Origin of the sequence: Streptomyces sp. DSM 40868, from assembly GCF_011820545.1 — a bacterium.
GTDB classification, from domain to species: domain Bacteria; phylum Actinomycetota; class Actinomycetes; order Streptomycetales; family Streptomycetaceae; genus Streptomyces; species Streptomyces eurythermus.
The window spans coordinates 1,204,009-1,217,652 of the sequence record NZ_CP050504.1; the positions used below are offsets into that span (position 1 = coordinate 1,204,009).

Genomic DNA, 13,644 nt, shown 5'->3' on the forward strand with positions numbered 1-13,644 from the left:
TCCCCCACCCCGCGCTGCCGGTCGGCTACCGCCCGTACGCGAACGCGCGCTCCCTGACCCGTTCCGGGTGTCGCGGGGACGACCCGCGCCGTGGGCCGTTTTCCGGGCGCCGAGCCGGGGACTCGCTGGATATGGTGCAAATCGGATACACGATGATGACCGAGCAGGCAGGTCCCCGGGACCTGGTGGAGCACGTGGTGGGCGCCGAGGAGGCGGGGTTCGACTTCTCGGTGATCTCGGACCACTACTTCCCGTGGTTGCGCGCGCAGGGGCACTCCTCGTACGCGTGGAGCGTGCTGGGCGCCGCCGCCCAGGCCACCTCGCGGATCCCCCTGATGACGTACGTCACCTGTCCCATCCTGCGCTACCACCCGGCGGTCGTGGCGCAGAAGGCGGCGACCGTGCAGTTGCTGTCGGAGGGCAGGTTCCGGCTCGGCCTCGGCGCCGGTGAGAACCTGAACGAGCATGTCGTGGGCGGCGGCTGGCCCCCGGTGGACGTCCGCCACGAGATGCTGGAGGAGGCGGTGCGGATCATCCGCGCGCTGTTCGAGGGCGGCCATGTCACCCACCACGGGCAGCACTACGACGTGGAGTCGGCCCGGCTGTGGGATCTTCCGGAGCAGGCGCCGCCGATCGGCATCGCCGTCTCCGGCGACCAGTCCTGCGAACTGGCCGGGCGCCTGGCCGATCTGGTGATCGCGACCGAGCCGAAGGCGGGCCTGCTGGAGGCCTTCGACCGGCACGGCGGCAGCGGCAAGCCCCGGGTGGGCCAGCTGCCGGTGAGCTACGACCCCGACCGGGACACGGCGGTCAAGCGCGCCCACTCCCAGTTCCGCTGGTTCGGCCTGGGCTGGAAGGTGAACGCCGAACTGCCGCACCCCGACTCGTTCGAGGCGGCGACGCAGTTCGTCACCGAGGACGACGTGGCCTCCTCCATCCCGTGCGGTGACGATCCGGAGGCCTTCGTGGAGGCCGTACGGCCCTACGCGGAGGCCGGGTTCGGGGAGATCGCGCTGGTGCAGATCGGCGGTGACGCGCAGCGGGAGTTCCTGGACTGGTCGGCGAAGACCCTGCTGCCGGCGCTGCGGGAGGCGTTCGGCTGACGGGCCGTCCAGCGGTGTGGCGCGGGAATCAGCCACACGGGTGAGCATTCCGGGCGGAGCCGGGGTACTAGGTGTCTCTACGCCGATCGTCTGCCGGAGGCCCCGCGTGAACCCGTTCGTCCACAAGACCCTCGTGGTGCAGCTTCTCGCGCCCGGCACCGGGCGGTGTCCGGTGCTGGCCCATCTCGGCTACGCCGCCGACGACCCGTTCGCCGTCACCGCCGCCTTCGCCCACGACGGCCGGGTGCTGGCCTGCTGGCGGCTGGACCGGGAGATGCTGTCCGCGGGCCTGGCCGGTCCGGTCGGCATGGGCGACGTACGGCTGCGGCCGCAGGGCAGCGGGCCGTGCCACGAGCTGCGGATGGAGTTTTTCGGCGACAGCCGGCCGGACGGCAGCCGGCACCGGGCGGTGGTGCTGGCGTGGGCGCCCGCGGTGGCGGCCTTTCTGCGCGAGACACACCAGGTCGTACCGCCGGGCCATGAGCGCGTCGACGTGGACGAGCTGCTGGCGGAGATCCTCTCCGGGGCTGAGTAGCCGTACTCATGCCCACGGGCCCGGCCCGGCACCACCATGGGGGCTCCACGACGCCTCAGGCAAGGAGCCCCCGCCGTGACCGCAGTGCACCCCGCCCCGCTCCGGGCGCCGCGCCGTGTGCCGCCCGCCGTCTTCGCCGGCGTGGCGGCCACGGCGCTGGCCGTGTCGGCGATCGGCGCGCACGACCGCACCACCTGGTTCCTGGAGACGGTGTGGGTGCTCGTGGGGCTGCCGCTGGTGGTGCTGGCCTGGCGCCGCTTCCCGCTGACCGGGCTGCTGTGCGGGCTGCTCACCGCGCACGCGCTGGTCCTCGCGGTCGGCGGGCACTACACGTACGCGCAGGTGCCGCTGGGCGACTGGATGCGCGACACCTTCGGCCTGGACCGCAACCCGTACGACCGTTTCGGGCACCTCGTGCAGGGCTTCGTCCCCGCCCTACTGGTCCGCGAACTGCTGTCCCGCACCTCACCGTTGCGCGGCAGCCGCTGGCTGGCACCGCTCACCGTGTGCGCCTGTATGGCCTTCAGCGCCTGCTTCGAGCTGCTGGAGTGGCTGGCGGCCGAGATCGGCGGCCACGACGCGGACGCCTTCCTCGCGACCCAGGGCGACGTCTGGGACACCCAGTGGGACATGTTCTGCGCCCTGACCGGCGCCCTGCTGTCCCTCGCCCTGCTCAGCCGCCTCCACGACCGCCAACTACGCACCTTGCGCACACCCGCGACCGTCCGCGGTTAGTCCTCCGACCCGTCCGTGTTGCGTCGGCGGGCCCAGAGGGGCAGGGCGTACCAGCACAGGACGTACCAGGCCACGACGGCCGTCACCAGGTAGGGCACGTAGCCGTCGTGGGTGGCCACGCGGAGGATCAGCAGGAGGGAGGAGGTCATCGTGGCGAGCAGGAGGGCGAGGCCGACCAGGGTCATCCGGGAGGCCAGCCGTACCGCCCGCGGTTTGACGCGGTGGCCGGAGACCAGGCGGTGCAGGGACACCGGTCCTATGAGGGCGCCGGTGGCGCAGGCGCCCATGACGACGGTCACGATGTAGATCACCTGGTCGGTGTCGGCCAGGCGGCCGTACTTCGGCTGGAAGACCACGGTCAGCAGGAAGCCGAACAGGATCTGTACGCCCGTCTGTGCGACGCGGACCTCCTGGATGAGTTCCACCCACATCCGGTCGGCCCGCTCCTCCTCGGTCTCGTCGCGCCCTCTGCGCCGCCCATCACGCGTCATGCGGTGCCGTGTAACCGTCCGTCCGTTCGCCAAACGGACGAAGCCGCTACCAGCGGTGTTCGACCTGGTCCTTGATCCGGCGGTCGTACAGCTCGCGGATCGCGGTGAAGGTCTGCGGCGGCAGCGGCGGCAGCTTGGCCGCGGCGGCGTTGGCGCGGGCCTGCTCCGGGTTGCGGGCGCCGGGGATCACGGTGGTGACACCCTCCTGCTCGATGATCCAGCGCAGCGCGAGCTGGGCCGGGGTGTAGCCCTCGGGGGCCAGCGCGGCGAACTCGGCGGCGGCCTCCACACCGGTGGCGTAGTCGACCCCGGAGAAGGTCTCGCCCTGGTCGAACGCCTCGCCGTGCCGGTTGTAGGTCCGGTGGTCGTCGGCCGCGAACACCGTGTCCTTGGTGTACTTCCCGGACAGCAGCCCGGAGGCGAGCGGCACCCGCGCGATGATGCCGACGCCGGCCGCGCGGGCGGCGGGCACCACCTCGCGCAGCGGCTTCATGCGGAACGGGTTGAGGATGATCTGCACGCTGGCCACGCCCGGGCGGGCGATCGCGGTGAGCGCCTGCTCACAGGTCTCCACGCTCACCCCGTAGGCGGCGACGCGCTCCTCCGCCACCAGGGTGTCCAGGGCGTCGAAGACCTCGTCGGAGGAGTAGACGGGGGTGGGCGGGCAGTGCAGCTGCACCAGGTCGATGCGGTCGACGCCGAGGTTGCGGCGCGAACGGTCGTTCCAGGCGCGGAAGTTGTCCAGGACGTAGTTCTGCGGGATCTGCTCCACCCGGCGGCCCATCTTGGTGGCCACGAGGACGTGCAGGTCGGGCCGGCCGCGCAGGAAGGAGGCGATGGTCTGTTCGCTGCGCCCGTCGCCGTACACGTCGGCGGTGTCGAAGAAGGTCACCCCGGCCTCGGCCGCCGCCTCGAGGACGGAGAGGGCCACCTTGTCGTCCACGTCGCCCCAGTCGGCGCCCAGCTGCCATGTGCCGAGCCCGACCACCGATGCCCACTGACCCGACCTGCCGATCACGCGTTCGTCCATGGCCTCAGTCTGTCATCCGGTACGGCGTCCCGTGCACCTGGCAGGCCGGATCAGCCGGTCAGCAGGGTGCGCAGCTGCCGCTTGTCCGGTTTGCCCGCCGCCGTCAGCGGGATGTCCGGCACCAGGTGCAGGGTGGCGGGGGCGTAGAGGCGCCCCTTGCGGGCGGTGACGAAGTCCCGGATCTCCTCCAGCGTGGGCCGCTGCCCGGCGGCGGGAACCACGGCGGCGTGGACGTGTTCCACCGCGTCGTCGTCCCGGCTGCCGAACACCGCGCACCGGCCGACGGCGGGATGGCTCAGCAGCAGTTCCTCCAGCTCCGCCGGGTAGACGTGGCCGCCCACGACCACGATCATCTCCTTGATCCGGTCCACCAGGTAGAGGTAGCCGTCCTCGTCGAGGTAGCCGACGTCGCCGGTGTGCACCCAGCCGTCCCGCAGCACCTCGGCGGTCAGCTCCGGCTGCTTCCAGTAGCCGCCCATCACATACGGCGAGCGCACCCGCACCTCGCCCCACTCCCCGGGCGGCAGGGTGGTGCCGTCGGCGTCCCGGATCGCGATCTCCACGCCCGGCAGGGCCCGGCCGACCGTCAGCTGGCCGCCGCGGCCGGTCACCTCCTGCTCCTCGGGGCCCGTCTGGGTGATGAGCTGCGTCTCGGCCTGCCCGTACATGCCGTGCAGCACCGGCCCGAGGACCCGGGCGGCCTGCCGCATCCGGGCCGGAGAGGCGGGCGTGCCGCCGTAGCTGATCCGGCGCAGCGCGGACAGGTCGGTGCGCGGCAGGTCGGGGTGGTCCAGCAGCCGGTACAGCAGGGGCGGCAGCAGCCAGGTGTGGGTGACGCGTTCGCGCTGGATCGTGGCCAGCACGTCCCCGGGTTCGAAGCCGTGCCGCAGCACCACCGAGCCGCCCTGGTACAGCGCCAGGTCGGCGAAGATCCCGGCGAGATGGGCGAGGGCGGTGCAGGCCAGGAAGCGGGGCGGGTCGCCGGCGACCGCGAAGCCCTGGTCCATGCTCAGCCGGTAGGCGCCGTGGGTCATGCGGATGCCCTTGGGAATGCCGGTGGTTCCGCCGGTGTGCCGGACGCACCAGTCGTCGTCGGGTCCCACCCGGCCGCCCATCGGCCGGGCCGGGCGCCGGGCCGCCGCGGCGAGCAGGTCCTCCGCGTCACCGTCCGGTCCCAGCCAGCGGAGTTCGGGGGTGCCGGGGAGCCGGGACAGCTGCCGGGCCGCCTCCCGCTGCCGGTCGTCCGCCAGCAGCAGGGAGCAGTCGACGCTCGCCATCACCCGCGCCATGACCGGCGGGCTCATGCCCTCGTAGAGGACGACCACGCGGGCGCCGGTCAGGTTGGCGGCGTAGCGGGCCACGAGGGCCTCCACGGTGTTGCCGGTGAGCAGGGTGACCGTGGTCCCGCGGCCGACCCCGCGCCCGGCGAGTTCCCAGGCGAGCCGGTGCACCTGGTCCCGGAACTCGCCGGCGCGGACCACCCGTCCCTCGGCGGTGGTGACCGCCGCCCGTGCCGGCCGGGCGGACAGCACGTCGAGGACGGCCTCCGCGTAGCTGCGGAACCCGGCCTGTGCGGGGGCGTGTTGCTCGCTCATCACTGTTCTCCCTCGTCCGGAGCGGTGGGCACGGTGCGACGCTAATGGGGAGGCGCTCATGCCTTCCACGACCGGTTCGGCCATGTGTTCATGACGCGAGGGGCATGAGCCGTTCCCGGGCCAGCCGGCGGAAGTCCCGCGCGGCGGGCGAGAGATAGGCGTTCTGCCGCCACACCAGGGTCAGCGTGCGGTGGCAGTCCGGGGCGTCCAGCCGCAGCCAGGCCACCGGTCCGTCCTCACCGATGGCCCGCCGGGCGACGGCCGGCAGCAGGCAGAGGCCGAGTCCGGCACCGACCAGCTCGGGGGTGGCGGCCGCCTCGTCCCCCTCGCAGACCACTCGCGGGGTGAGGCCCTCGCGGGCGAACAGCCGCTCCAGCAGCGCCCGTTGCCAGTGGCCGGCGCGGGTGCTGACGAAGTCCTCGCCGGCCAGCTCGGCCACCGCGACGCTTCCCCGGCCGGCCAGGGGGTGCCCGGTGGGTACGGCCAACAGCACCTCTTCGCGGGCCAGTTCCAGCGTGGACAGCCCGGGCCCGGCGAGTGGCTGGGAGGCGATGGCGAAGTCCACCTCGCCCGCGCGCAGATGGCGGTGCATGGCGTCCGCCGGGGCCTGGAAGAGGCGCACCCGCACCCCGGGCCGCAGCGCGCGGAACGCGGAGAGCACGCCGGACAGCTGGAGCAGGGTCTCGGCGGCCACGGCGACACGTCCGGGGCCGGGCCCGGCGGCGTCGGCCAACTCCCGCCGTGCGTCGTCGAGTTCCGTCAGCGCGCGGTCGACCCGGGCCAGGAAGGCGGCGCCGTGGTCGTTGAGCCGTATGCGGCGGCCCTGACGGTCGAACAGCGGGACGCCGAGTTCGGTTTCGAGCCGGGGGATGGTCCGGCTCACCGACGGCTGGGCGACCCGTAGTTCCTCGGCGGCCCGGCTGATGTGCTGGTGCCGGGCGACGGCCTGGAAATAGCGCAGGGACAGCAGATCCATGCCGACAGTGTCGCCGGATCCCCGGCGGTCGCCCCGCCGGACACCGGCCGGGTGGACCGGCAGCCCATCCCACGCGGTCGCCCCTCCGCACACCGGCCCGGTGCCGACACCCGGTCCCGCCCGGTCGTCCCGCCGGGCGGCTCAGGCCGGGTTGTGTTCCAGGGCGGCGAGGTAGTGGCGCATGAGGTGGTCGCGGACGCCGTCGGCGGCGGGTGCGAAGGGGTCCGCGGTCAGACCCCGGGCCCGGTCGCCCAGCGCCGGCAGCAGCGGCACGGACTCGTGCAGCCTGCCCTCGGAGTCGAGGTGACGCAACGCCCTGACGGGGGTGCGGACCGGCTCCGGCGGGAGCTACGGAACGATGCCGTTGTTGTTGACGAAGCGGTACATCCGGCCGCCGAAGCCCTGGTGGTCAGCGGGGGCGCTCGGTGCGGGCCTGCAGGACGCGGGCGGCGCGGGGGCCGAGCCAGCGCTTGAACCTGCGCAGCGGCTCCAGCCGTCCGGCCGCCTTGTCCAGGCCGTAGTACAGCTGCGGAGGGACGTACGGCAGCAGGGGTGAGTGGCGCTGGCCGAGCAGGGCGAACATCCGGTGCGGGGGCAGGTGGATGTAGCGGGGCAGGTTCTCGTACCAGCGGGCGCTGTGGCGGGCGGCGCTCTGCGCGGGCAGCAGCGCGGTCCGGCGCCGGCGCTCGTAGACGGCGAGGGCCTCGGGCAGGGGGTGCGCGCGCAGGGCGTCGGCGAGGCACATGGCGTCCTCCAGGGCGAGGGTGGTGCCGGCGCCGATGGAGTAGTGGGTGGTGTGGGCGGCGTCGCCGAGCAGGACCACGTTGCCGTCGTGCCAGGTGCGGTTGGTGAGGGTGCGGAAGGTCGTCCAGGAGGCGCCGGGGCGGGCGACGAGGGGGTGGCCGTCGAGGACGCGGGCGAAGAGTTTCTCCAGCTGGGGGAGGTCGTCGCCGGGGCCGGCGCGGTCCAGCCCGAGTCCGGTGAGGGTCTCCGGGGCGCACTCGACGACGCAGGTGCTGTGGTCGCCGCTGTAGCCGTAGCCGTAGGCCCAGATCCAGCCGTGCGGAGTCTCCGTGAAGGCGAAGGTGAAGGCGTCGAAGACCTTGGTGGTGCCGAGCCAGAGGTAGGGGTTGCGGCCCGGGGTGACGTGGGTGCCGAAGTGCTCGGCGCGGCGGGTCCGCAGGGCGCTGTGGACGCCGTCGGCCGCGACGACGAGGTCGGCGTCGGCGGGCGGCCGGGTCCGCGTGCTCCCGTACTCCAGGCGGACGCCGAGGACGCGGGCCCGGGCGGCGAGCAGGCCGAGCAGCCGGTGCCGGCCGATGCCGAAGCCCTCGTCGCCGTGGTGCCGGGTGGTCAGGTCGCCGACGTGGGCGACGCCGTCCGTCCACCGGACGGAGTGTGCCTCGATGGCGTGGGCGGTCTCGGGGTCGTAGGCCCGGAGCCGGTCGAGCAGGCCGCGCCAGTACGTCACGCCCCAGCCGTAGGTGGAGCCCTCGGGGTCGCGTTCGTGGACGGTGATGTCGTGGGCCGGGTCCTGCCGCTTGAGCAGGAGGGCGAGGCAGAGGCCGGCGGGCCCGCCTCCGACGCAGACGACCTTCACACGCACACCCCTGTCAGTGACCGTTCGCACCCGAACGGCACCGGAGAGTAGCAGGGCGGCGTCACATGATCGCGTCAGTCTGGAGTGGTGAGCCGCGCCACTCGGCCGGACCGCCACCGGAAAGGATCAAGGAAAACCGGGGCGCTCCAGCAAGGAATTCCCCGTTCCGGTGCGGATCGGAGCACCGCCCCAGCAAGATCATCTTTGTTGAACTCTGTATGACATGTGGTTAATTGTCCGGATCACAGCCAACCGGTTCCGGCGGATTTCTTCCGCTCCGGGTGCTGTCGATAGGCATGCGTCGTCACCAAATCTTCACTCTTCCGGAGGACACGCATGCCTGAGATCACCCGGCGCCGCGCGCTCACCGCGGCAGCCGCCGTCGCCGCGACCGCCTCGGTGGCCGTCACCTTCGCCGCTCCCGCCGCGTCGGCCGCCGGCCACCACGAGCCCGCCGCGCCCGAGTCCTTCGACGAGGTCTACAAGGGCCGCCGGATACAGGGGCGTCCGGCGGAGAGCGGCGCACACCACCACGAACACGGCGGCGGATACGAGGTGTTCATCGACGGCGTACAGCTGCACGTGATGCGCAACGCCGACGGCAGCTGGATCAGCGTCGTCAGTCACTACGACCCGGTACCCACCCCGCGCGCCGCCGCCCGTGCCGCGGTGGACGAGCTGCAGGGCGCCCCACTGCTGCCGTTCCCCGCCAACTGACCACCCCAGCAAGGACTTCGGAGCACCGCGCACCATGACCGTACGCAAGAACCAGGCCACCCTGACCGCCGACGAGAAGCGCAGGTTCGTCGCCGCCGTCCTCGAACTGAAGCGCAGCGGGCGCTATGACGAGTTCGTCCGCACGCACAACGAGTTCATCATGTCGGACACCGACAGCGGGGAGCGGACCGGCCACCGCTCCCCCTCGTTCCTGCCCTGGCACCGCAGATTCCTGCTCGACTTCGAGCAGGCGCTGCAGTCCGTGGACTCCTCCGTCACGCTGCCGTACTGGGACTGGACCGCCGACCGCACCGTGCGGGCCTCGCTGTGGGCGCCGGACTTCCTCGGCGGCACCGGGCGCAGCACCGACGGCCGGGTGATGGACGGGCCGTTCGCCGCGTCCACGGGCAACTGGCCGATCAACGTACGCGTCGACGCCCGGACGTTCCTGCGCCGCTCGCTCGGCACCAGCGTGGCCGAACTGCCCACGCGCGCCGAGGTCGAGTCGGTGCTGGCGATGTCGTCCTACGACCTGCCGCCGTACAACAGCGCCTCGGAGGGCTTCCGCAACCACCTGGAGGGCTGGCGCGGGGTCAATCTGCACAACAGGGTCCATGTGTGGGTCGGCGGGCAGATGGCCACCGGGGTCTCCCCCAACGACCCGGTGTTCTGGCTGCACCACGCCTACGTCGACAAGTTGTGGGCCGAGTGGCAGCGGCGGCACCCGGAGTCCGCGTACGTGCCGACGGGCGGCACGCCGGACGTGGTGGACCTCAACGAGACCATGAAGCCGTGGAACACCGTGCGCCCGGCGGATCTGCTGGACCACACCGCGTACTACACGTTCGACGCCTGATCAGGCCTCGGCGGTACGGCACTCCGGGTGGCCCCAGCCCTGCGCGTTCTTGGCGATCTTCTCGCCGGCCGCGTAGGACCGGCCGCACAGGCAGCGGCCGGGGAACTTGGCCTTGATGGTCCGGGAGGACGACGAGGACGAGGACGCGCCGGCGCCGGTGCGGCGGGGCGTCTTCCGCCGCGGCGCCCCGGCCGCCGCCGGGGTGTCGGGCGACGGCGGGGGCTCCGGGGAGCCCAGTTCACTGCCGGCGGACTCCTGGACGGAGGCCGCCTGGCTGGCCGCGCGGTCGGCGAAGTCGTTCAGCGGGTCGCCGTCGACCTGGTGGGCGGGTACGTAGCGGAACTCGACGGACCGGCCGCCGAGGAGTTCGTCGATGCGGACCACCAGGTCCTGGTTGGCGACGGGCTTGCCGGCCGCGGTCTTCCAGCCGTTGCGCTTCCAGCCGGGCAGCCAGGTGGTGACGGCCTTCATCGCGTACTGGGAGTCCATCCGGATCTCCAGCGGCACGTCCGGGTCGACGGCCGTGAGCAGCCGCTCCAGCGCCGTCAGTTCCGCGACGTTGTTGGTGGCCCGGCCGAGCGGGCCCGCCGCCCAGCGGGCGGGGGTCCGCTCGTCGCCGTCCGAGACCACCCACGCCCATCCGGCCGGTCCGGGGTTTCCCTTCGAAGCCCCGTCGCACGCGGCCACCACACGTTCACGCATGCGCTCGATGATGCCATGGCCGCGGGCGGGGCCGTGCCGGGGCCGGTCAGACGTCCCTGATCGCGGGCATCTGCCCCTCGGTGGTGGTGATGTCGATCACCGAGAAGTCGGCACCCTGCGGGTCGCTGAGCGCCGCGAACCGCCCGAAGGGGCTGCTCATCGGCCCGAAGCGGAGGATGCCGCCGAGTTCGACGGCGCGCGCGACGGCCGCGTCGCAGTCGTCGACGGCGAAGTAGACATTGATGTACGAGGGCACCTCGGGCGGGAAGTCCTCGGTCATCCGCATCCGGCCGAGGACGGTGTCCTCGCCGATGTCGAACATCCGGAAGTCCACCGCGTCGTCCTCGATCTCCTTCATCCGGTAGGGGAAGACGGAGGCGAGGAAGGCGTCCGCCTGCTCCGGCTCCCTGGTGAAGACCTCGGCCCAGCAGTAGGCCCCGGGCGTGGCCGTCGCCTCGAAGCCCTCGTGGGCGCCGGCCTGCCACACGCCGAACACGGCGCCGCTGGGCTCACGGGCCAGGCACATCGTGCCGAAGTCGCCGACCCGCATCGGTTCCAGCAGCACCTCGCCGCCGGCCTCCCGGATCCTGCGGGCGGTGGCCGCGGCGTCCGGCGAGGCGAAGTACAGACACCACTGCGACTGGCCCTCCTGGCCGGGCATGGGCGGGACGACGGCCGCTACGGCCTTGCCGTCGGCGTAGGCCTGGGTGTAGTTGCCGTACTCCGACGAGGACTCGCCGAAGGTCCAGCCGAGGACGTCGCCGTAGAACCGCTTGGCTCCCTCGACGTCGCTGAACATCGCGTCGGCCCAACAGGGCGTTCCTTCGGGTTGTACGGCCATGCCGACGGCCCTCCTGGAGTGGTGTGTCCCCGTTTGTTCACGCTAGCCACCGGGGGTCCGGCCCGCGCGCCGAGCCGGGACCCGTGACGGCGCCGGGCGGCCGCTACTCGCCCGCGTACGCCCGCTCCAGCCCGGCCGCGTCCAGCTTGCCCATGCCCATCATGGCGCGCAGGGCGCGTCCGGCCCGCTCCGGGTCCGGGTCGGCGATCATGTCGGGCAACGGGGCGTAGACGACCTGCCAGGACAGGCCGTACCGGTCCTTGAGCCAGCCGCAGGGGCCGCCCTCGCCGCCGCCCTCGGTCAGCTTCGTCCAGTAGTGGTCGATCTCCTGCTGGTCGGCGCAGAGGATCTGGAAGGAGACGGCCTCGTTGAACGTGAACTCGGGGCCGGCGTCGAGCGCGACGAACCTCTGGCCGTTGGCCGTGAACTCCACGGACAGCACGGAACCGGCCGGGCCGGGCCCGGACTCGGGCCACCGCACGACCCGCTCGACGGCGGAGTTCTTGAACACGGACACGTAGAAGTGCGCGGCCTCCTCCGCCTTGCCGTCGAACCAGAGACAGGTGGTGAACGCGTCGGCGGTCATGAGCGCCTCCCGGGGCGTGGAACGGGACAGGGAACGTCGGGGAACGTCGGGGAATGTCGGGGAACACGGTCATGGAGGCAGACCGTTCCGCGCCGCGGAACTCATCGGCCCGGCCACCGGTTCATTCGAACAGGTGAAAGATTCCGGGCGCCGGGGCCCGGCCTGCCTGCCGACAGGCAGGCAGACAGGACCCCTGTACGTCCGGTGCCGGGCTCAGGCGGCGAGGCAGAGGCCGCGGTACGAACGGGGCCGCGGGGCCGCCGCCCGGTGGTGGCCGGCCGTACGGCGGGCCAGCTCGCCGTGCGCCCGCGCCAGCAGGTCGCCGAGGCTCAGGCCGAGGGCGTGCGCGGCGGCCGCGAGGACCTCGGACGACGCCTCCTTGCGGCCCCGCTCGATCTCCGACAGATACGGCAGCGAGATCCGGGCCGCGTCGGCCACATCCTTCAGGGTGCGCTCCTGTTCCCGCCGCTCTCGGCGCAGCACCTCGCCGACCAGATCACGCCACAGGGGTTCCCTTGGGGCGGGCTCGGTCCGAGGCGCCTGAGGGCGGGCCGGGGCCGGTCGCAGGGGGATCACTCGGGCTTCGTCACTCACCGGGTTGCTCATCCCGTCAGCCTAGGAGCGATGCCGCCCGGGGCAAGGAGGGGCGTTGCGCCCTGAGGGAAATCGCGGGCCGGACCACGCCCGACCGGACGTTTCGCGCCACTGCGGCACGGCGGGGGCATGCGATGCGTCACCATGGGTACCCGGGCCGTGAGCGGCTCCGCGAGCAGGCATGACCCGTCGCACAGCGGGTACTCGCCGGAGACTGCCCGGACACTGGAGCCGGCCCTATGCGGGTGCCGGCCCGGAGGCCGTACAGGGAGACGTCGAACCGTGACTTTCGTGGGAGAGGCAATGAACACCGCCGCCGGGATCCGGTCGGAAGCCGAGGTCGTCGAGCAGACCGAGCAGGACAGGACGGGCGAGGGGTCTCTGCCTGGCATCACGGACCCGGCGTCCGTCGCACCGCGCGACGCCCGGGAGCTGTCCCGCCAGTTCTTCCGCCGCCTGGCCGAACTGGAAGAGGGAACGCACGAGTACCAATACGCGCGCAACACACTCATCGAGATGAACATGTCGCTCGTGCGGTTCGCGGCCGGACGGTTCCGGGGCCGCGGCGACGACATGGAGGACATCGTCCAGACCGGCATGATCGGCCTGATCAAGGCCATCGACCGGTTCGAGCTGTCGCGCGAGGTCGAGTTCACGTCGTTCGCGCTGCCGTACATCGTCGGCGAGATCAAGCGGTTCTTCCGGGACACCACCTGGGCCGTCCATGTGCCGCGTCGGCTCCAGGAGCTGCGGGTGGAGCTGGCCAAGGCACGCGAGGAGCTGTCCAGCCGGCTGGACCGGGACCCGACGGTCGCGGAGCTGGCCACGCTGATGAACCTCCCCGAGAAGGAGGTGGTCGAGGCCCAGCTGGCCTCGAACGGCTACAACTCCGCCTCCCTGGACGCCGCGCTCACCGGTGACGGCCCCGAGGACGGCGAGGCCGTGCTCGCCGACTTCATCGGCGTGGAGGAGGAGGGGCTGCGGCTCGTCGAGGACTTCCACGCGCTGGCCCCGCTGATGGCGGAGCTGAGCGAACGCGACCGGCAGATCATCCATCTGCGGTTCGTGGAGGAGGCCACCCAGGCCGAGATCGGGGAGCGGCTGGGGTGCTCCCAGATGCACGTCTCCCGGCTGATCAAGCGGATCATCACCCGGCTGCGCCAGGGCATGCTCGGCGAACTGGGCTGCGCCTGACGTCCGGGGACCGGGCCACCGTCCCGGCTGGGTCAACGTCCGGCCGGGACCGGCGAGCCACGTCGTGATACCGGCCCGCCCACAGGGGT

General features: G+C 72.5%; 15 protein-coding genes and 1 pseudogene. 6 read left to right on the forward strand and 10 right to left on the reverse strand.

What is annotated here, in order from left to right; translation table 11 throughout:
- Positions 1 to 131 precede the first annotated feature (131 nt).
- The 3 genes from HB370_RS05225 (at position 132) to HB370_RS05235 (ending at position 2,373) form a co-directional block, all read left to right on the forward strand.
- Complete coding sequence (locus HB370_RS05225) at positions 132 to 1,103, forward strand: LLM class F420-dependent oxidoreductase (protein ID WP_030783775.1); 972 nt, start codon at positions 132 to 134, stop codon at positions 1,101 to 1,103.
- 106 nt (positions 1,104 to 1,209) lie between these two features.
- Entirely contained in the window at positions 1,210 to 1,638 is a 429-nt protein-coding gene (locus tag HB370_RS05230; RefSeq protein WP_030783777.1) for an SsgA family sporulation/cell division regulator, read from the forward strand.
- A gap of 117 nt (positions 1,639 to 1,755) precedes the next feature.
- Entirely contained in the window at positions 1,756 to 2,373 is a 618-nt protein-coding gene (locus HB370_RS05235; RefSeq protein WP_030783779.1) for a DUF2238 domain-containing protein, read from the forward strand.
- On the opposite strand, the gene HB370_RS05240 is transcribed toward HB370_RS05235, so the two are convergent.
- The 6 genes and pseudogenes from HB370_RS05240 to HB370_RS05265 all read right to left on the reverse strand — a co-directional run bounded on the left by HB370_RS05240 (position 2,370) and on the right by HB370_RS05265 (position 8,071).
- Positions 2,370 to 2,864, reverse strand: a complete 495-nt coding sequence (locus HB370_RS05240) for a DUF6328 family protein (protein WP_030783782.1) — start codon at positions 2,862 to 2,864, stop codon at positions 2,370 to 2,372. The genes HB370_RS05235 and HB370_RS05240 overlap by 4 nt on opposite strands.
- Positions 2,865 to 2,910: 46 nt before the next feature.
- Positions 2,911 to 3,894 carry an aldo/keto reductase gene (locus HB370_RS05245; protein WP_030783785.1) on the reverse strand — a complete coding sequence of 328 codons (984 nt, stop codon included), beginning with the start codon at positions 3,892 to 3,894 and terminating at the stop codon, positions 2,911 to 2,913.
- Between the two features lie 50 nt (positions 3,895 to 3,944).
- On the reverse strand, positions 3,945 to 5,489 hold the full coding sequence (locus HB370_RS05250) for an AMP-binding protein (RefSeq protein WP_030783788.1): 1,545 nt from the start codon (positions 5,487 to 5,489) through the stop codon (positions 3,945 to 3,947).
- Between the two features lie 88 nt (positions 5,490 to 5,577).
- Positions 5,578 to 6,465 (reverse strand): LysR substrate-binding domain-containing protein, encoded by an 888-nt coding sequence (locus HB370_RS05255; RefSeq protein WP_030783791.1) that lies wholly within the window; start codon positions 6,463 to 6,465, stop codon positions 5,578 to 5,580.
- Positions 6,466 to 6,606: 141 nt separating this feature from the next.
- Positions 6,607 to 6,873: pseudogene (locus HB370_RS05260) on the reverse strand (lipase family protein); the annotation flags it as partial.
- 1 nt (position 6,874) lies between these two features.
- Positions 6,875 to 8,071 (reverse strand): FAD-dependent monooxygenase, encoded by a 1,197-nt coding sequence (locus HB370_RS05265; protein WP_030783793.1) that lies wholly within the window; start codon positions 8,069 to 8,071, stop codon positions 6,875 to 6,877.
- A gap of 330 nt (positions 8,072 to 8,401) precedes the next feature.
- Between HB370_RS05265 and HB370_RS05270 the strand changes: the two genes are divergently transcribed.
- Positions 8,402 to 8,782, forward strand: coding sequence for a tyrosinase cofactor (locus HB370_RS05270; protein WP_030783795.1), 381 nt, complete (start codon positions 8,402 to 8,404; stop codon positions 8,780 to 8,782).
- Between the two features lie 34 nt (positions 8,783 to 8,816).
- Positions 8,817 to 9,638: a tyrosinase family protein gene (locus HB370_RS05275; protein WP_030783798.1), complete on the forward strand. Its 822-nt coding sequence runs from the start codon at positions 8,817 to 8,819 to the stop codon at positions 9,636 to 9,638.
- Here HB370_RS05275 and HB370_RS05280 read toward each other — a convergent pair whose 3' ends face one another.
- From HB370_RS05280 to HB370_RS05295, 4 genes are all read right to left on the reverse strand, one after another.
- On the reverse strand, positions 9,639 to 10,352 hold the full coding sequence (locus tag HB370_RS05280; RefSeq protein WP_030783800.1) for a ribonuclease H: 714 nt from the start codon (positions 10,350 to 10,352) through the stop codon (positions 9,639 to 9,641).
- Positions 10,353 to 10,386: 34 nt separating this feature from the next.
- The gene (locus HB370_RS05285) at positions 10,387 to 11,181 is read right to left on the reverse strand and encodes a VOC family protein (RefSeq protein WP_030783803.1); all 795 of its coding nucleotides are present in this window, start codon (positions 11,179 to 11,181) and stop codon (positions 10,387 to 10,389) included.
- A gap of 103 nt (positions 11,182 to 11,284) precedes the next feature.
- Positions 11,285 to 11,767, reverse strand: coding sequence for a VOC family protein (locus HB370_RS05290; protein ID WP_030783805.1), 483 nt, complete (start codon positions 11,765 to 11,767; stop codon positions 11,285 to 11,287).
- 213 nt (positions 11,768 to 11,980) lie between these two features.
- The gene (locus tag HB370_RS05295) at positions 11,981 to 12,373 is read right to left on the reverse strand and encodes a helix-turn-helix transcriptional regulator (protein ID WP_030783808.1); all 393 of its coding nucleotides are present in this window, start codon (positions 12,371 to 12,373) and stop codon (positions 11,981 to 11,983) included.
- Positions 12,374 to 12,664: 291 nt separating this feature from the next.
- Between HB370_RS05295 and HB370_RS05300 the strand changes: the two genes are divergently transcribed.
- Positions 12,665 to 13,555, forward strand: coding sequence for an RNA polymerase sigma factor SigF (locus HB370_RS05300; protein WP_030783810.1), 891 nt, complete (start codon positions 12,665 to 12,667; stop codon positions 13,553 to 13,555).
- The last annotated feature ends 89 nt before the right edge of the window (positions 13,556 to 13,644 follow it).